Source organism: Streptomyces sp. CAU 1734 (assembly GCF_039888735.1).
In the GTDB taxonomy this organism is placed as follows: domain Bacteria; phylum Actinomycetota; class Actinomycetes; order Streptomycetales; family Streptomycetaceae; genus Streptomyces.
On record NZ_JBDQQP010000005.1, the window covers coordinates 25,608 to 42,366 of the forward strand.

The window sequence follows — 16,759 nt, forward strand, 5'->3', positions numbered from 1 at the left end:
GGCCGGACGGGTCGGGGAGAGGCACCCCGCCGGTGCCGGGACACGGTCCGAGGGGGCGAAGGGAGCGCGGATACGGGGTGGGCGGGGCTGCCTCGCCGGAACCGGTGGCGCGGCGGGCGGGGCGGACTCACCCGAATCGGGGGAGCGGGCGGCCGGGCGGACTGCCGGAATCGGGGGAGCGGGCGGCCGGGCGGCCTCGCCCGAGCCGGTGGCGAGGTGGGCCCGTGGGCCGGCGGCCCGTCAGCAGAGCCCGGCGGGCTCGGACGACTCACAGGTGTTGCCCCGGAAGGTGTTCTCCGTGCCGCCCTTCTCCCGGTGGATCAGATCCGCCCTGGAGTTGCCCGACACCTCGTTGTGCTCGATGACGTTCCCGGAGTTGGTGGCTCCCACGAAGCTCTCGAAGAGCACGATGCCGCCGGACATCGGGGCGGTGCCCACATTGCCGCGCACGGTGTTGCCCCGGATCACGGCCGAGTCGGAGCCGGTGAGCACGATCCCCGAGCCCTGGATCGCGGGCAGCCGGGGGCTGGCCGGACAGAGCTTGTTGTTCTCCAGGATGGTGTTGCCGGTGAGGGACAGCGCCCCGGCGGCCGGCTTGGACTCGTCGCTGACGATGAAGATCCCGGCGCAGTTCCCGGAGATGCTGTTGTTGCGGGCGGTCAGATTCCTGACCCGCTTGAGGTTGATGCCGACCCGGTTCCCGGTCAGGGTGTTCTCCGAGATCAGCGCGCCCCCGGTGTCGGTGGCGCCGCCCTCCTCGCCGACGGTGTTGGCGAGGAAGATCCCCGCGTCGCCGTTGTCCCGCGCGGTGTTGGAGCGCAGCACGGCCCGGGTGGAGTGCTCCTGGGAGAGGCCCCAGACACCGTTCTCCTCGGCGGTCACCCCGCGGACGGTGAGCCGGTCGGTGTGGGAGGCCCAGAGACCGTTCTGGCGGAAGCCGCGCAGGGTGAGCGAGCGGATGTCGACCCGGTCGGTGACGGAGTCCGCCGTACCGGTCACACAGATGCCGTTCCCGGCCCGCGCGCAGCTGTGCTCGGCGCGCGCGGCGGCCGGCGCCGGGCCGGGGGTGAGCACCGTGTCGGGCCCCGACCCGCGCAGGGTCAGGTCCGGCGTGGTGATCAGTACGCTCTCCTGGTAGACCCCGGGGCGGATCACGATGGTGTCACCCGGCCGGGCGGCGTCCACGGCCGCCTGGATCGACTCGCCGGGGCGCACGGTGTGCCCTTCCGCGACGGCGGAGGAGGGGGCGGCGGTGACGCCCAGCCCGGAGACCATGGCGACGGCGACGCCGACCACGCATCCGATCTGTCTTTTATATGGCTTCTGTCGTTCAGTCATGAGGCGACGCTATGGGCGTTCCCGGGCTCTCGCCACACGGAGTGAGCGGATGGATACAAGACATCCGTCGTCCGGGGGACCGGCCGGGCCGGCCCGGCGCCGCCCGGACGACGGATGGGCCCGCCGGTCAGGCCCCGGCGGCCAGCGCCCGGACCGCCCGGACCAGCTCTGCGTTGTCCGCCGCCGGGCCGCCGCCGGGCAGCTCCGTACCGTCCTCGAAGCCGATACGGGTCTGGTGACCGTCCGCCAGCGCCGCCCGCACCAGGGGCCAGACCGTGGGGCCGTCCCCGTGGTAGAGGATCGGGCAGGTCACCCCGGCCGCCCGGATGCGCGCGGCCATCGCCTGGGCCGCCGCCACCGCCTCCGCCGGATCCTCCTCCACCGGCTCGATCAGGATCCGCACATTGTCGTGGAGCGTCGCCGAGGCGAGCAGCGCCGGTACGTCGTCCATCGTCCACACGGCGCTCTCCAGCACCATGCCCCGCTCCACCACCAGCGCCGCGGTCTCGGCCGCGCCTTCCTCGCCGAAGGCCACCGACGCGAAGTCGGGCAGCACCTCCCATGCCTTGACCAGGGCATACCGCTCCTCGGGCCCCGAGCAGGTCCACAGTCCTGTGGTGGTGCCGACCACCGCGTCCGGCGCCACCGCCCGGATCGCGCCCAGCACCTCGGCCAGGGCGCCGGGCCGGATGGTCTGCCCGCCGTCCGCCTCGCGCACATGGAAGTGGACGACATCGGCACCGGCGGCGAGCACGGCGGCCGTGTCCGCGGCGATCTCCCCGGGGGTCAGGGGGGTCGCGGGGCACTCGTCCTTCGAGCGCCCGCCATTGACGGCGGCTTTCAGAAACACAACGGTCCTCTCGGGAGCGTGGATCCGGGCGGGGCCCGGTGGGGGAAAAGGGGTGCCGGCGGCCGGCGGGGCGGTCAGGAGGACGAGGGCGCGAGCAGCCCGGTCGCACCGGTCAGGGTGCCCAGCGGCTCCCCCTCCCACAGGCGCGCGACCAGCGCGGGCTCCTCCGCGTCATCGGCCAGCGCCTCGTCGACCACGGCGGCCAGCCGCCCGGCCGGGGCGATGATCAGGCCGTTGGCGTCACCGAGCACGATGTCCCCGGCGTGCACCGGCACTCCGCCGCAGCAGACCGGCGCGCCGAGCGCGCCGTCCGCGATGCCGTGCAGCTTGGTGGTGAGCGCGGTGCGCCCGCGGGCGTACACCGGCAGGCCCACCGCCCGCAGGGCCTCGATGTCGGTGCAGAGCCCGTCGACCACGGCACCGGCCGCGCCCCGGGCGGCCAGCGCGTTGGCGACCACCTCGCCGAGCGGGGCGTGCCGGCGGTCCCCGCCGGTGTCGACCACCACCACATCGCCCGGCCGGACGATGCCCGCGGCGTGGTGCAGCAGAGTGGAGTCGGTGGCGGTGACGCGTACCGTCACGGCACGGCCCACCAGCTTCCCGGTGCCCGCCACGCGCTGGAGCCCGGGCTCGCAGAAGCCCTCCTCCAGATAGTGGCCGAGGGTGGGGAAGTCCACCTTCCGCAGTTTCTCCAGAAGTTCCGGCGAGTGCGGGGCGGGCAGTTCACGAAGGTCGAGCGGCATGGCGGAGGTCACCTCGGTCCGATGATGATGCGGCGGTTGCGGAGTACGGGGAGCACGGTGCGGGCCCGGTCGATGCGCTCCTTGTCGGCGTCGACCACGAACATCGCCCGCTCCTCCTCGCCGAGCGCGGAGCGCACCACCCCCAGCGGGTCGACGGCCATGCTCATTCCGATGCAGTCGGGCGTGGTGAGCGAGGAGGCCACCACCCAGCAGGTGTTCTCGATCGCCCGGGTCCGCAGCAGGGTGCTCCAGTGGTCCTCCTTGAGCGGACCGCGCACCCAGGCCGCCGACACCGACAGCAGATCGGCGCCCATCTCCACGAGGGAGCGGGTGAATTCCGGGAACCGGACGTCGTAGCAGTTGACCAGGCCGACATTGAAGTCCCCGATCCGGACCACGACCGGCCCGGTGTCACCGCGCTGCACCCGCTGCGACTCCCGGTAGTCGAAGGCGTCGTAGAGATGCATCTTGCGGTAGAGCCCGAGCACCTCACCCTCCGCGTCGACCGCGGCGATGGTGTTGTACGGGAGTGCCGTGCCGCTGTCCTCGTATCCGGCGGCGATCACGGCGATCGAGTGCTCCCGCGCGATCCGGGCCAGCGTCTCCAGGAAGCGGGGCCAGTGCTGTTCGGCGAGCTCCCGCAGGGGAGTGGCGGAGGCATCGGACGGAACCATCGCCTCCTCGGGGAAGACGATCAGCTCCGCCCCGGCCGCGGCGGCGTCGCGGGTCATCTCCTCGATGACCGCGAGATTGGCCGCCGCGTCTGCGGTGGGGGCGAACTGTGCTGCGGCGACCTTCACGGCCGTGTCTCCTCGGTGGTCTCGGTGTCGGGGAACACGCGGGGGCGGATGGCGGGGGGCGGGGACGTACGGGCGAGGACGGCTCGGGACCGGGGGGTGCGGGGGAGACGGACCCCCGCACCCCCGCCCGGCGCGGGGCCGCTCACCGGTCCAGGACCCGTGAGTGGCGGGGGTCCCAGCCGGCCAGTACCGGCTCGCCGACGGCGAATCCGCCGCCCGCGCCGCCGTCCGCCCCGCGGGCCTCGGCGATCAGGCCGGAGCCGTCCGGCAGGGTCAGGTGGTAGCGGGTGGCGCTGCCCAGATAGACGATCTGGTCCAGCGTTCCGGTGAAGACCACCGCACAGCCGTCCGGACCGTCCGCGCCGCTCACGGACTTCCCCGGGCGGGCCAGCCGGACGTTCTCCGGCCGCACGGCCAGGTGCACCTCGGTGCCGTCCGGTACTCCGTGCCCCTCCGGCGCCGCCACATTGCCGAGCCCCGGTGCGCCCACCCGGCCGCCGCGCAGGGTTCCGCCGATGAAGTTGGAGGTGCCGATGAAGTCGGCGACGAACCGGGTGGCGGGCCGTTCGTAGATCGCCTCCGGCGAGTCGACCTGGAGCACCCGGCCGCCGTCCATGACCGCGATGCGGTCGGACATGGTGAGGGCTTCCTCCTGATCGTGGGTCACCGTCACAAAGGTGACGCCGACCTCGCGCTGGATCTTCTTCAGCTCCAGCTGCATCTCCGCGCGCAGCTTCTGGTCGAGCGCCCCCAGCGGCTCGTCGAGCAGCAGCAGCGACGGCCGTCCGATCAGCGCCCGGGCGATGGCGACCCGCTGCCGCTGGCCGCCGGAGAGCTGCCCGATCGAGCGCTCGCCGTATCCCTCCAGCCGTACCAGCGCCAGCGCCTCGCGGACGGCGGGCCCGATCTCCGCCCTCGGCCGGCTCTTACGGACCTTCAATTCGAAGGCCACATTGTCGTGGACGTTCAGATGCGGGAAGAGGGCATAGCTCTGGAAGAGCATATTGAGGTCGCGCCGGTGCGGGGGGACCCCGGTGGCGAGCACTCCGCCCAGCTCCACGGTGCCTTCCGTCGGCACCTCGAAGCCGGTGATCATGCGCATCAGGGTGGTCTTGCCGCAGCCGGACGGCCCCAGGATGGAGAAGAACTCATTGCGCCGGATGTCCAGCGTCACATCCTGGACGGCGGGGGTGCGGCCGAAGGTCTTGCCGACCCCGGTCAGCCGCACCGCGGGAGTGCCGTCGCCGGCGGTCGCCGCGGCGGTCGTGGATGTCTCTGCGGGTGCTGTCATGTCAGGACGCCTTGACCTTGGTCCAGCCCTGCTGGAAGTGGCTCATCGCGCGGCCCGGGTCGAGCAGGAAGTCGGCGTTGGCGATGGCCTCGTCGGACGCGTAGACGGCCGGGTTCTCCAGCGCCTTCTTGTCCTTGATGAAGTCGCGCGCCTTGGCGTTGGTGCTGGCGCTGCCGCCGTCGTCGGTGGCCAGGGCGGCGATCTCGGGGCGGAGCGTGAAGTTGATGAACCGATAGGCGGCGTCGGTGTTCTTCGCCCCCTTGGGGATGGAGAGCCCGTCGGTCCAGATGGAGCCGCCCTCCTCCGGGATGACGTAGTGGACATTCGGGTTGGCGGCGACCACCTTCGCCATCGCCGTACCGCTCCACGCCTCGGCCGCGCATGCCTGCCCGCTGGAGAGCAGTTGCGGGTAGTTGGTCGAGTTGTACCCCGCCAGGATCTTCTTCTGTTCCTCGAGGGCCTCGGTCGCGGCTCTGATCTCGCCCTCGTCGGTGCTGGTGGCGCGCGAGCCGGTGACCTGGAGACCGGCGATGTAGGCGGCGAGCATGTTGTCCAGCATGTAGATCTTGCCCCGGTACTTCTTGTCGAAGAGGGTCTTCCAGCTCGTCGCCGACTTCACGCACTTGTCGTTGTAGGCGAAGCCGGTGGTGCCCCAGATCCACGGGACGCTGTACTTGTTGCCCTTGTCGTACGACGGGTCGCGGAACTTCTCCGCCAGATTGTCCAGGCCCTTGATCCGGGAGTGGTCCAGCGGCTGGATGAGCTGCTGTCCGATCAGCTGCTGCACGGTGTACTGGCTGGGCTCGATCAGGTCGTACGCCGCCGAGCCGGAGCTCAGCTTCGCGGTCATCGTCTCGTTGCTGTCGAAGGTGTCGAGAGTGACCTTGATGCCGGTCTCCTTCTCGAACCGCTCCACCACGGTGCCGGGGATCTCCCCGGCCCAGGCGTAGATGTTGAGCTGCTTGCCCCCGCCTCCGCCGGCCGAGCCGGTGCCGGAGCCCGAACAGCCGGCGGCGGCCAGGGCGGTGACACCGGCGATGGAGGCGGCCAGGACGGTTCTGCGGAGAGACGTGCGTCGGAATACTGATATGTCGGTCATCTTGGTGGTGCCTTTCCGGGAAGCGCGGAGTGCGGGCGGAGAGGTGGGGCGGGCGGGTCCGGGCGGGAGCGGAGTGTCAGGAGCGTCCGCCGCCGAGCAGTACGCGCCGCATCTGGCGCAGTCCCACTCCGAGGATGATCAGGAGGGTGAAGAGCACCAGCAGCGTGCCCAGTGCGTTGATCTCGGGCGTCAGACCGCCCTTGAGCATCGAATACACCCGCAGGGGAAGGGTGGTGCTGCCGACACCGTTGGTGAAGGTCGACATCACGATGTTGCCGAAGGAGATGGTGAAGCAGAGCAGCCAGGCGGCCAGCAGCGGCTGGCGCAGCAGCGGCAGCGTCACCCGCCGGAACGCCTGCCAGGCATTGCACCCGAGGTCGGTGGCGGCCTCCGCCAGCGAGGAGTCCAGCGCGTTGTGGGCGCCGAGCACGATCAGCGCGGCGTACGGCAGGGTCACCACCAGATGGCCGAGGATCAGGGTGGTCATTCCGAGATCGGCGCTCATCGCGCCGAAGACCGAGAGCAGCGCCACCCCCAGCACGATCTCGGGGATGATCAGCGGCAGAAAGAGCCCGCCGGAGAAGGCCGCCCGGCCCTTGGCGCGCAGCCGGGCCATGCCCATGGCGGCGAGCAGCCCGCAGGCGGTGGCGAGGGTCGCCGAGATCAGCGCGACCTCGGCGCTCACCCGGAGCGCGGCCAGCAGTTCGGTGTTGCCGGCGAGCGTCCCGTACCAGCGGGTGGAGAATCCGGCCCACTTGTAGGTGATCTCCGAGTCGTTGAAGGAGAGCACCACCACGACGGCGATCGGGATGTAGAGGAAGGCGATCACACCCCGGGCCAGCCAGGAGGTGAGGGTGTCCAGCGCGTGCTTCATGCCGCCCTCCTCCTGAGCCGCCGCGCGGCGAGCCCGAACACGGCCAGCGAGGCCACCATCAGCAGCAGCAGAACCACGGAGGCCGCGGCGCCCATGGGCTGATTGCGGAACTCGGTGTAGAGGGTCACGATCAGATTGCCGACCAGTTGGTCCCGTCCGCCGCCGAGGAGCACGGGGATGACGAAGACGCCCAGGGTCGGGATGAAGGTGAGCAGCGCCGCCGCGAGCATTCCGGGCCGGGCGATGGGCAGCAGCACCCGGGTGTGCACCCGCCACCAGCCGCAGCCCAGATCGCGGGCCGCCTCGCCGAGCGAGGTGTCCACGCCGCGCAGGGACGCGTAGACGGGGAAGATCGCGGTCGGCAGGAAGGCATAGACCAGGCCGATGAAGGAGGCGCCCTGGCTGGGTATCCACTGGGTCGCGCCGTCGGTCAGCCCGATCGCGTCGGTCAGGCTGTTCACCGGGCCGCCCGGGCTGAGCAGATTGATCCAGGCGAAGGTGCGGACGAGGAAGTCGGTCCAGAACGGCACGATGATCAGCAGGAGCAGCAGCAACTGCCGCTGCGGGGGCCGTCCGGCCAGGTAGTACGAGACGACATAGCCGAGGAGCAGACAGACGGCCGTGTTCAGCGAGGCCATGCCGAGGCTGTAGCCGAAGACCTTGAGATAGACCGGGTCGAGCAGTTCCCGGTAGTTGGCGAGGGTGTAGCCGCCCTGGATGCCGCCGTAGGAGTCGGCGGAGGCGAAGCTGTTGCGCACCACCAGCAGCAGCGGGACCAGGACCAGCCCCGCCACCGTGAGCCCGGCCGGCGCCAGCAGTGCGGCGGTCACGGCGGCGCGCCGGGCCCGGGGGGCCCTCGCGGCCGGGCCGGCCGGTGCGGGCGGCGCCGCGGTGGTGACCGTCACCGGGGGATCCGGCCGGTCCGGTCGGGGGGCGGGGCGGTGTGCATGGCTGGGCTCCTTCTCCGGAACGGGTTCGGGGTTGGAGACAGCGTGGGCCAACCAGCCATTGGCCGAAAGGTGTGCAAGGAACGAATCCCGTGGAAACCGGCAGCTATTTCCGCGCATCTCGAAGTCGGCGGCCGTGCTTGACAAGGGGATCAGTCGGTGAGCACCGATGTTCTCCACGGGCCCCGGCGGGCCCGGAGCCTTGACGTCCGGGTGATGATGGGTGGTGGTAACACCCATTTCCGCGTGATTCCGGCGGATGCCCGTTTCTCGGAGGTTTCCGGTGATCGACGACCTGGACCGGCAGATCATCGACCAGCTGCGGGTGGACGGGCGCCGCTCCTTCGCGGAGATCGGCCGCACGGTCGGGCTCTCCGAGGCGTCGGTGCGCGCCCGCTACCAGCGGTTGCAGCGCAAGGGCGTGCTCCAGGTGGTCGGGATGACCGACGCGGTCAGGATGGGCGAGATGGAGGTCCATCTCGCGGTGCGGGTGGACCACATCCCGGTCTCGCTGGTCGCCCGGGAGCTCTCCCGGATGCCGGAGGTGCGGTACGTGGCCTCCTGCGTCGGGCCCTATGAACTGATCGCGGATGTGCGCTGCCGCGATCTCGCCCATCTCGCGGAACTGCTGACCGAACGGGTGCGCCGGGTGAACGGCGTCGCGCACGCGGAGGCGCTGACCGTGCTGGAGGTGCTCAAGGACTCGTATCTGTGGGCGGGCTTCCGGGAGGTGCCGGTGCGCCCCGGGGAGCGGATCATCCCCGGCTGACCGGCTGACCGGCTGACCGGCTGACCGGCTGACCGGCCGGCCGGCAGGGGGTCAGCCGGCCGGCCGGGTGCGCTGGTTCGCCCTCAGGCCCGGCGGACCCGCCAGAGCCAGGTGGCCGTGGCGGCCAGCAGGGCGATCGTGGCCAGGTTGGCCACATCGGCCGTGGTGTCGCCCAGCGAGTCGGCGCTGGACATGGCCCAGATGGTGATGGCGGTGGTCGGCAGCACGGCGGTGAGCAGTACGCCGATGATCTTCTGGCCGGATGTCCAGTGCACCGAGGTGCACAGCAGCACCGCGCCGATGACGCGGAACAGGGTGCTGGAGAACTGCGCGACGGGTATCGAGGTGAGCGCCGCCGCGACGGCGAACGGGAGGGTGAGCATCAGCAGCGGGACCAGGGGGTGCACCTTGCCGCGCCGGGCGGGTGCGCCCGCGCCGGCACCGCTCCCGGCCGGGGCCGCGGCGGCCGGGCCACCCGCCTCGGCCAGCGCGGTCGCCGCGATGGTGCGGGGGTCCCCCAGCTCCGTCAGGACCGCGCCGATCGGGGCGTCGGGGCGCTCGGCGCGTGTCACCTCGATGTGTTCGGCGAGGTCGCCGAGGAGTTCCTGGCGGCGGTCGGCGGGAAGTGCGGAGGCCTCGCGCTCGACGGCGGAGAGATAGTCGCGTACGGGGTCGGCGGGGCTCTTCATGCGAGGTCTCCGGTGGCGGGGTGCGGGGTGGTCAGGAAGGCGTCGACGGCGTTGCGGAAGCCGGGCCAGACGCGGGTGAACTCATCGAGCGCGGCCCGGCCGCTGTCGGTGAGCTCGTAGTAGCGGCGGGGCGGCCCGGAGGCGGACTCCTGCCAGGTGGTGGTGACCAGGTCGTCACGGCGGAGCCGGGAGAGCAGCGGGTAGACCGTGCCCTGGCTGGTGGCCAGGGCGCCGGAGTCCTCCAGGGCGTGGAGGAGCTCGACGCCGTAGCGGGGGCGGTCCCGCATCAGGGCGAGTACGCAGTACTCCAGGACCCCCTTGCGCAGCTGGGCGGCGGCCCGGGCCTGCTTGGTCGAATCACCTGGTTCCATGCGATGCAAGATACCTGGTCGGACAAGCAGAAGGGAAGCCGGGGTGCGGACGCTCTCGGTCCACCGGTCCTGCGGCGTCGGCGCCCATGGCTCCGCGGCGGCGTCACCGGGTCGCGGAGGAGCGGGTGACGGCGGGCCGGGGGGTGCGGCTCAGCGCTCCTGGGCGATGTCCTGGCCGACCGCGCTGGCGAGCCCGCTCCAGGTGTAGTCCTTGAAGAGCTCCAGCAGCAGGAGCACCTGCACCCGGGAGACCCCGGGCAGCATCCTGATGTCGTCCAGCAACTGCACGAGTTGCGCCTGGTCGCGGCAGGTCCCCTCCAGGAAGATGTCCTGGCTGCCCGCGCAGAGCGCCACATGGTTGATCATCGGCATCCCGGAGAGGGTTTTCGCGACCGCCCGGGGGGTGAGGTCGCGGACCCGGATCATCAGCCGTACGGACTGATGCCCCAGCGCCAGCGGATCGCAGAGCGCCACGATCCGCAGCACACCGCTCTCCTGGAGCCGGCCGACCCGCTGCCGCACGGTGGCCTCGGAGACGCCGAGCTCGCGGGCGAGCACCGTGTAGGGCGTCCGCCCGTCGCGGGTCAGGGCCCGCATGATGCGCCGGTCGATGTCGTCTATCACGCATCAACCTTGACATACCGGTCATCCGCCGCCGGGTGGGGTACGGAGGCGGGGTGCGCTGCCGGGCTCGGACGCGGGCCGGGCGGGGGCTGTACGGCTTCCGTCACAGCGGTGTGACCGGCGTCGCCCGGGGTGAGTGGGTACTCAACCGCGGTGGCCGGTCACGAGTGTTGGCGAAGATGCGGGGCCGGGTGTCCGGATCGGGGTCCGGACCGGGCGGGGGCGGCCAGGGCCCGGCGGGGGTGGCGCGGTTTCTCCCGGAGGCCGGGGCGGTCGGGATCCGGTCCGGGGCTGCCCGGTCCGATCCGGTTCGGTCCGGAGCGCCGGTCCCGATGAGCTCCGGTCCGAATGAGCTCCGGTCCGGATGAGGGTCCCGAGGGAAACGGCCGGGCGCCCGCCCTCGCGCGGGCCTCGCCGGTCCCTTCCCGGCGGGCGGCTCCCGGATTTCCCGGCCCCGCCCGCTGCCTTCCGCCCCGCCCGGCGTCTCCCGGCCCGCCCGCCGTCCTCCGGTGTACGGGCTGCCGCGCCCCGGGACCGCGCGCCGTCGCGTCTCCCGGGCGGCGGCCGTGCGCCCCCGGTCTCACGCGGCGGTGAGCTTGAGCAGGACCGCCCCGCCGATGATGGAGGCGAAGGAGAGCACCCGGGCGGTGGTGATCTTCTCCTTGAAGAAGATGACACCGAACGCCACGGTGCCGACCGCGCCGAGGCCGGTCCAGATGGTGTAGCCGACGCTCACATCCAGCTCGCGCAGGGCCAGCGAGAGGCTGTAGACGCCGACGATCGCGGCCGTGATGGTGAGTACGGACGGCCACAGGCGGGTGAACCCCTTGGTGGCGTTGGTGCCGAGAGCGAAGGCGATCTCGAAGACGATCGCGATTCCCAGGTAGACCCAGGTCATGTCGGTGAACCTTTCTCGATGTGCGGTGTCGGGTGAGTGACGCGGGCCGTCGGCGTACCGGAGCGAGTGCCCGCGGAAACGGGGGAGTTGCGGGAGGTCAGCCGAGCGGCTGCGGGACACGGGCGGGCTCGGGCGCCGACGCCGTCGCCCGGGTCGGTGCCGGAGCCGGGGCCGGAGTCGGCACCGTCACGGCCTCGGCCTCCGCGGCTGCCGCCTTCTTCTGCGCGACGCTGTCCGAGATCCGCAGGCCGAGCACTCCGCCGATGATGAGGATGAAGGCGAGCACCTTCCACACCGTCATGGCCTCGTCGTAGATGAAGGTGCCGAAGACGACCGTGCCGACACCGCCGAAGCCGGCCCAGACCGTGTAACCGACGCCCACGTCAATGGTCTTGAGCGCCATGGAGAGCGTGACGATGCCGATGGCCGCGGTGACGATCGTCAGCACGGAGGGCCAGAGCCTGGTGAAGCCGTCGGTGGCGCCGGTGCTCAGCGCGAAGATGATCTCGAAGAAGGACGAGACCAGTAGCCAGGTCCAGCCCTTGGAAGCGGGGTTCGGATGCGTTGCCTTGCTGGACACAGAAGCCCTCCGATGAAGATCGCTGGAGTTTCGCTGAAGGTTCGTTTGCTTGTGCGTGCATGTAACTTGGGTGCTGCTGCTCCCGAAAATTCGAGTTCGCGGTGAGGCAAAAGCTTGCATGGACATGTACCTTGTTGTCAACGCCACACCAGAGGAGGCCGATTCATGTCCGACGCGAAATACTCGTCTCTCGCCTCGTCCGACCAAGTCGTCTGGGGCCGGGTTCTCGCCCTGCACGCCTATGTCGAGCGCAGGCTCTCGCAGACCCTGCAACGGCGCCACGGCATCGGGTTGTCCGAGTACCGCGCCCTGGAGGATCTCTCGCGCACGGTCGACGGAGAGTTGCGCATGCAGGAGCTGGCGGACCGGATCGGACTCAGCCAGAGTTCGGTGAGTCGCCTGGTGGGAAGGTTGAGCGCGGCGGGATACGCGCTGAAGGACCTCTGCCCCGCCGACAAGCGCGGCGTCTATGCCGTGATCACCGAGGACGGCCGGGAGCGGTTCGCCGAGGCCCGCGCCACCTATGCCGAAGTGCTCAGTTCGGCGCTGAACACGGCGGGTGCGGACCCGCTGCTCGCGAGCACGGTTCAGTCGCTGCGCACTTCGGCCTGAATACGACTCTCCGGCCGGAGCGTGCCTCCCCTTGGCGCCGCGCCCGGCCCGCGCCCGGACCCGTGCCCGACCCGTCGCGAACGGCCACTATGATCCCGTTCATGATTGCTCATGCATGAAAACCATATCGACGGGAGCCTCTCCTCGGGCTATCCATATGCTTGGCTCTGCATGAACCCAGGGCAGGGCCTGCCGACTCCCGCCACCGGCGGTCCGCGCCGATTCCACCGGCCGTCCCCCTCCCCGATCGCCTATCGTCATCCCCGGCGGAGTGATCCACTTCGCCGGGACGACGGTGAAGACGATGACGTGGAGGACGGCTGTGCGCTACCGCGAACTGGGACGCAGTGGACTGACGGTGTCCGAGATCGGCTACGGGGCCTGGGGCATCGGAGCGTCCGGCTGGATCGGTGCCACGGAGGACGAATCCGTACGAGCCCTCCACCGCGCGATCGATCTGGGCGTGAACTTCATCGACACCGCCCGCGGATACGGCGAGAGCGAGCGGATCGTGGGCCGGGTGGTCCGCGAGCGGGCCGCGGACGAGATCCGGGTGGCGACCAAGGTCCCGCCGAGGAACCGCGTCTGGCCCGCGCCCGGCGGGCTGGACCCCGCCGAGGCGTTCCCCGGCTCGCACATCCGCGAGAGCCTGGAGACCAGCCTGCTCGCCGCCGGCCTGGACCACTTCGATGTGTTCCAGTTCCATGTCTGGAGCGATGAGTGGGTCGGCCGCGGCGACTGGCTGGAGACCGTCGCCGAGCTGAAGCGGCAGGGCAAGATCCGGCTCTTCGGCGTCTCCGTCAACGATCATCAGCCCGGCAGCGTCCTCGACCTGGTCCGCAGCGGAGTGGTGGACACCGTGCAGGTGATCCACAACATCTTCGACCAGTCCCCGACGGATGAACTCTTCCCCGCCTGCCAGGAGCACGGTGTCGGCGTGATCGTCCGAGTCGCCCTCGACGAGGGCGGTCTGACGGGGCGTATCACCTCGGACACCACCTTCCCCGAGGACGACTTCCGCAGCCGCTACTTCCGCGGCGACCGCCCGGCCCAGGTCGAGCGGCGGGTGAACGCCATCACCGCCGCGCTGGACATCGCCCCCGACGAGATCGCCGAGACCGCGCTCCGCTATGTGCTCAGCGCGCCGGCCGTCTCCACCGTCATTCCCGGCATGCGCAGTGTGCGCAATGTGGAGCGCAACACCGCCGTGAGCGACGGAAACCCGCTCACCGCCGAGCAGCTCGCCGTACTCGCCGGGCACCGCTGGCAGCGCAACTTCTACAGCTGACCCGCGTTCGGCGCGGGCGCCCGCCCGGGGGCGGCCCGCGTCCCGGGCGGGACCGCCCGGGACCGCCCGGACGCATGGCCGGCCGGACTGGTCGCGGACTTCGCCTGCGGATAACCTCACCGCTGCCGGGAGTTCATTTCCGGAGTGGACAGAAGGGGGCAAGGGTGGCGGAGACACGCCCTGAACTCAGTGACACGGACGCACACATCAGGTCTCTGCGCCCACGGCCCGCCGCGGCAGCACCCCGGCCCCGGGTCCCCCCGGCCCCCGGCGTGTCCCCGCGGACGTCCGGCCCCCCGGAGGCGGGCCCCCGGGTGCGAGGCCCGTGGGAGAGACCCCCGGGAAAGAGACCCCCGGGAAAGAGCGCCCGGGGAGAGAGGGGCCCGCGGATGAACGGCCCGCGGATGAATGCCGCTCCTCCGCACTGACCGGCCGGGCCGCGCCCGCCGCCCCCGGCCCGATCCGCGCCAACCCGCCCGCGCCCGCCGTGCCGCACCCGCCCCACGGGTGCCCGGGGCCGGCCGTCCAGCTCACAGGAGACACCGGATGTACCCGCCCCGCAGCCGCTTCCCGGCGGAGTACCGATGATCAACACGCCTTTCTTCGCCGCCGCCCTGCTGCTGGCCCTGGCCGGTCTGCTGAAGGTGCCCGCACTGATCCGCGCGCGCCGCTGCGGCCAGTGGCGGCTGCCGGCCGCGGTCTGCGCGCTGCTGCTGGTCGGCTCCCTGGTCCTGGTGCTGGCCGCGCCCGACAACATCGTCCGGTTCAACCGCTGGACCGGGATCACCAACTTCTCCGCGCCCCTGGTGTACGGGGTGCTGTCGGCGTACTCCGCGGTGGGCGTGGTCCTCATCCTGGTGTGGCGGGGAGCACCGCCCGGGGGGTCGCGGCTGACCCCGCGCCGCTGTCTGCTGGCGTACGCCGGGATCATCGTCGCCATCGTCACCCTCTTCGTGCTCGGCGAGACCCCGGACGAGCGGGTGCGCGACTTCGACACCCACTACGCGAACACCCCGTACATCCGGGAGATGATCGTTCTCTATCTGCTCGCCCACGGCTTCGCCGCCGGGGCGATGGTGGTGCTCTGCCGGCGATGGGCCCTGGCCGTCGACGGTCTGCTCCGGATCGGACTGCGGCTGCTGGTGGCCGGCTACGGACTGAACGTCGGCTACGACATCGCCAAGAGCGCCGCCGTGGGCGCCCGCTGGGCCGGGTGGAACTGGGACGCCCTCAGCACCGTCGCGGCCCCCGCCATGGCCCTGTTCGCGACGGTGCTGGTCGTGACGGGATTCATCCTGCCCTTCGTCGGCCAGCGGCTGCGCGCCTCGGCCGCCGCCTACCGGCGCTGGCGCCGGCTCGCCCCGCTGGCCCGCCTGGTGGTGGCCCGCTCCGCCGGGGCGAAGGTGTCGCCCCCCTTCTCCGGCTGGGCCCCCGAGATGCGGATGACCCAGCGCGAGGTCGCCATCCACGACGCGATGCTCGAACTGCGCCCCTTCATGGATCCCGGCGTCCGGGAGGCGGTACGGGAGCGGGCCGCCGTCCCCGGACCCCGGGCGGAGCTGGAGTCGGTGGCGGCCATGGTCGCCGTCGCCGCCGAGAGCGGCTCCTTCTACCGGGAGGCGCTGGCGAAGGCCCTCGCCGACGCGACGACCCGCGATGCCCCCGCCCCGGAGAAGGAGGCGGAGGCGGCGGCCCGCCGCGCCGTCCTGGAGTCGGGCCGCTATCTGAGCACCGCCGGATCCCAGCCGCACCCGCACACCGACCTTCCCGATCTGGCCGAACTCTCCGCCGCACTGCACCGTTCGGACATCGCCGGAATCACCCGCGACGCACGGACCGCGCCCCGGGTGTGACCACACCGCCCTCTCCTGCCCCACCCGTAACGCAACCGGAGGCCACACCATGAGCACCACCGCGTACGAGTCCCGCCTCGTCGACGTCCCCGGCGGACGGATCCACGCCGTCGTGCACGGCGAGGGCCCGCTCGTCGTGCTGATCCACGGCTTCCCCGAGACCTCGTACTCCTGGCGCCATCAGATACCCGCCCTGGCCGCCGCCGGATACCGGGTCGCCGCCATCGACGTCCGGGGCTACGGCCGTTCCTCGAAGCCCGACTCCCCGGACGAGTACACCGTGCTCCATCTGGTGTCGGATGTCGTGGGAGTCGTCAGCGCCCTCGGCGACGGGGAACCGGCCGTGGTCATCGGCCATGACTGGGGCTCCGTCGTCGCCGCCCACACCGCCCTGCTCCGGCCCGGCGCCGTGCGCGCCGTGGGACTCCTGAGCGTCCCCTACACCCCGCGGAACGGCCTGGTGCCCACCGAGGTCTTCGCCTCCCTCGCACCCGAGGGCACCGAGTTCTACATCACCTACTTCCAGCGGGCCGGCCGGGCGGAGGCGGAGATCGAGCCGGACGTACGCGACTGGCTGCGCGGGTTCTACGCCGCCAACTCCGCCGAGACCATCGACCCGGGGGCGCTGATCATCCCCGCGGGCGCCCGGATGCGCGACGGATTCCCCGCGGCGAACCCGGCCTGGCTCACGGACGAGGTCCTGGACCGGTGCGCCGCCGAGATCGGGCCCTCCCTGACCGGGGGACTCAACCGCTACCGGAACATGGACACGGACTGGCGGCTCACCGGCGCCTGGACGGGCGCCGTGATCGATCACCCCGCCATCTACATCGGCGGCGACAAGGACGGTCCGGGCATCTGGCTGCGGCAGTCGATCGAGGCGTTCCCGCACACCCTGCCGCGCGCGGAGACCCACCTGCTGGCCGACTGCGGCCACTGGATGCAGCAGGAACACCCCGACGAGGTCAACGCCCTGCTCGTACGGTGGCTGAAGGCACTGCCCGGCCCGGTGGTGTGACGGCGGGCGCTCCCCGCACCGGCCGGGTGCGGCCATTGGTGCCGTGTCCGGCCGGCCCGTGACGCCGCTCCCGCCGGCACGCCCGGCGCTGCGCCACGATGACCCGGAAGCCGAT

The 16,759-nt window shown here is 71.6% G+C and carries 18 protein-coding genes; 5 read left to right on the forward strand and 13 right to left on the reverse strand.

The window, feature by feature from the left end; translation table 11 throughout:
* Positions 1 to 240: 240 nt before the first annotated feature.
* From AAFN69_RS10720 to AAFN69_RS10755, 8 genes are all read right to left on the reverse strand, one after another.
* A complete protein-coding gene (locus tag AAFN69_RS10720; RefSeq protein WP_347728147.1) occupies positions 241 to 1,338 on the reverse strand; it encodes a right-handed parallel beta-helix repeat-containing protein in 1,098 nt (365 codons plus the stop codon).
* 127 nt (positions 1,339 to 1,465) lie between these two features.
* Complete coding sequence (locus AAFN69_RS10725; RefSeq protein ID WP_347728148.1) at positions 1,466 to 2,188, reverse strand: 3-keto-5-aminohexanoate cleavage protein; 723 nt, start codon at positions 2,186 to 2,188, stop codon at positions 1,466 to 1,468.
* Between the two features lie 74 nt (positions 2,189 to 2,262).
* A complete protein-coding gene (locus AAFN69_RS10730) occupies positions 2,263 to 2,931 on the reverse strand; it encodes an RraA family protein (protein ID WP_347728149.1) in 669 nt (222 codons plus the stop codon).
* An 8-nt stretch (positions 2,932 to 2,939) separates the two neighbouring features.
* Complete coding sequence (locus AAFN69_RS10735) at positions 2,940 to 3,731, reverse strand: carbon-nitrogen hydrolase family protein (protein WP_347728150.1); 792 nt, start codon at positions 3,729 to 3,731, stop codon at positions 2,940 to 2,942.
* 142 nt (positions 3,732 to 3,873) lie between these two features.
* A complete protein-coding gene (locus tag AAFN69_RS10740) occupies positions 3,874 to 5,022 on the reverse strand; it encodes an ABC transporter ATP-binding protein (RefSeq protein ID WP_347728151.1) in 1,149 nt (382 codons plus the stop codon).
* A 1-nt stretch (position 5,023) separates the two neighbouring features.
* Positions 5,024 to 6,121, reverse strand: a complete 1,098-nt coding sequence (locus tag AAFN69_RS10745) for a spermidine/putrescine ABC transporter substrate-binding protein (protein ID WP_347728152.1) — start codon at positions 6,119 to 6,121, stop codon at positions 5,024 to 5,026.
* A gap of 76 nt (positions 6,122 to 6,197) precedes the next feature.
* Entirely contained in the window at positions 6,198 to 6,995 is a 798-nt protein-coding gene (locus tag AAFN69_RS10750) for an ABC transporter permease (RefSeq protein ID WP_347728153.1), read from the reverse strand.
* The gene (locus tag AAFN69_RS10755) at positions 6,992 to 7,900 is read right to left on the reverse strand and encodes an ABC transporter permease (RefSeq protein ID WP_347728154.1); all 909 of its coding nucleotides are present in this window, start codon (positions 7,898 to 7,900) and stop codon (positions 6,992 to 6,994) included. The genes AAFN69_RS10750 and AAFN69_RS10755 overlap by 4 nt, the downstream gene beginning before the upstream one ends.
* Positions 7,901 to 8,225: 325 nt before the next feature.
* On the opposite strand from AAFN69_RS10755, the gene AAFN69_RS10760 reads away from it, so the two are divergent.
* A complete protein-coding gene (locus tag AAFN69_RS10760; protein WP_347728155.1) occupies positions 8,226 to 8,711 on the forward strand; it encodes an Lrp/AsnC family transcriptional regulator in 486 nt (161 codons plus the stop codon).
* 83 nt (positions 8,712 to 8,794) lie between these two features.
* Here the strand turns inward: AAFN69_RS10760 and AAFN69_RS10765 are convergent, their stop codons facing one another.
* From AAFN69_RS10765 to AAFN69_RS10785, 5 genes are all read right to left on the reverse strand, one after another.
* Positions 8,795 to 9,400, reverse strand: a complete 606-nt coding sequence (locus tag AAFN69_RS10765) for a hypothetical protein (protein ID WP_347728156.1) — start codon at positions 9,398 to 9,400, stop codon at positions 8,795 to 8,797.
* Positions 9,397 to 9,771, reverse strand: a complete 375-nt coding sequence (locus AAFN69_RS10770) for a PadR family transcriptional regulator (RefSeq protein ID WP_347728157.1) — start codon at positions 9,769 to 9,771, stop codon at positions 9,397 to 9,399. Before AAFN69_RS10770 ends, AAFN69_RS10765 begins: the two co-directional genes overlap by 4 nt.
* 150 nt (positions 9,772 to 9,921) lie before the next feature.
* A complete protein-coding gene (locus tag AAFN69_RS10775; RefSeq protein WP_347728158.1) occupies positions 9,922 to 10,395 on the reverse strand; it encodes an Lrp/AsnC family transcriptional regulator in 474 nt (157 codons plus the stop codon).
* Positions 10,396 to 10,975: 580 nt separating this feature from the next.
* Positions 10,976 to 11,293 carry a multidrug efflux SMR transporter gene (locus AAFN69_RS10780; protein ID WP_347728159.1) on the reverse strand — a complete coding sequence of 106 codons (318 nt, stop codon included), beginning with the start codon at positions 11,291 to 11,293 and terminating at the stop codon, positions 10,976 to 10,978.
* A gap of 97 nt (positions 11,294 to 11,390) precedes the next feature.
* On the reverse strand, positions 11,391 to 11,873 hold the full coding sequence (locus tag AAFN69_RS10785) for a multidrug efflux SMR transporter (RefSeq protein WP_347728160.1): 483 nt from the start codon (positions 11,871 to 11,873) through the stop codon (positions 11,391 to 11,393).
* A gap of 165 nt (positions 11,874 to 12,038) precedes the next feature.
* Between AAFN69_RS10785 and AAFN69_RS10790 the strand changes: the two genes are divergently transcribed.
* The 4 genes from AAFN69_RS10790 (at position 12,039) to AAFN69_RS10805 (ending at position 16,644) form a co-directional block, all read left to right on the forward strand.
* Positions 12,039 to 12,485, forward strand: coding sequence for a MarR family transcriptional regulator (locus AAFN69_RS10790; protein WP_347728161.1), 447 nt, complete (start codon positions 12,039 to 12,041; stop codon positions 12,483 to 12,485).
* 322 nt (positions 12,486 to 12,807) lie between these two features.
* Positions 12,808 to 13,773: an aldo/keto reductase gene (locus AAFN69_RS10795; RefSeq protein ID WP_347728523.1), complete on the forward strand. Its 966-nt coding sequence runs from the start codon at positions 12,808 to 12,810 to the stop codon at positions 13,771 to 13,773.
* Between the two features lie 584 nt (positions 13,774 to 14,357).
* On the forward strand, positions 14,358 to 15,626 hold the full coding sequence (locus AAFN69_RS10800; protein WP_347728162.1) for an MAB_1171c family putative transporter: 1,269 nt from the start codon (positions 14,358 to 14,360) through the stop codon (positions 15,624 to 15,626).
* 49 nt (positions 15,627 to 15,675) lie between these two features.
* Positions 15,676 to 16,644, forward strand: coding sequence for an alpha/beta hydrolase (locus tag AAFN69_RS10805; RefSeq protein ID WP_347728163.1), 969 nt, complete (start codon positions 15,676 to 15,678; stop codon positions 16,642 to 16,644).
* Positions 16,645 to 16,759 lie beyond the last annotated feature (115 nt).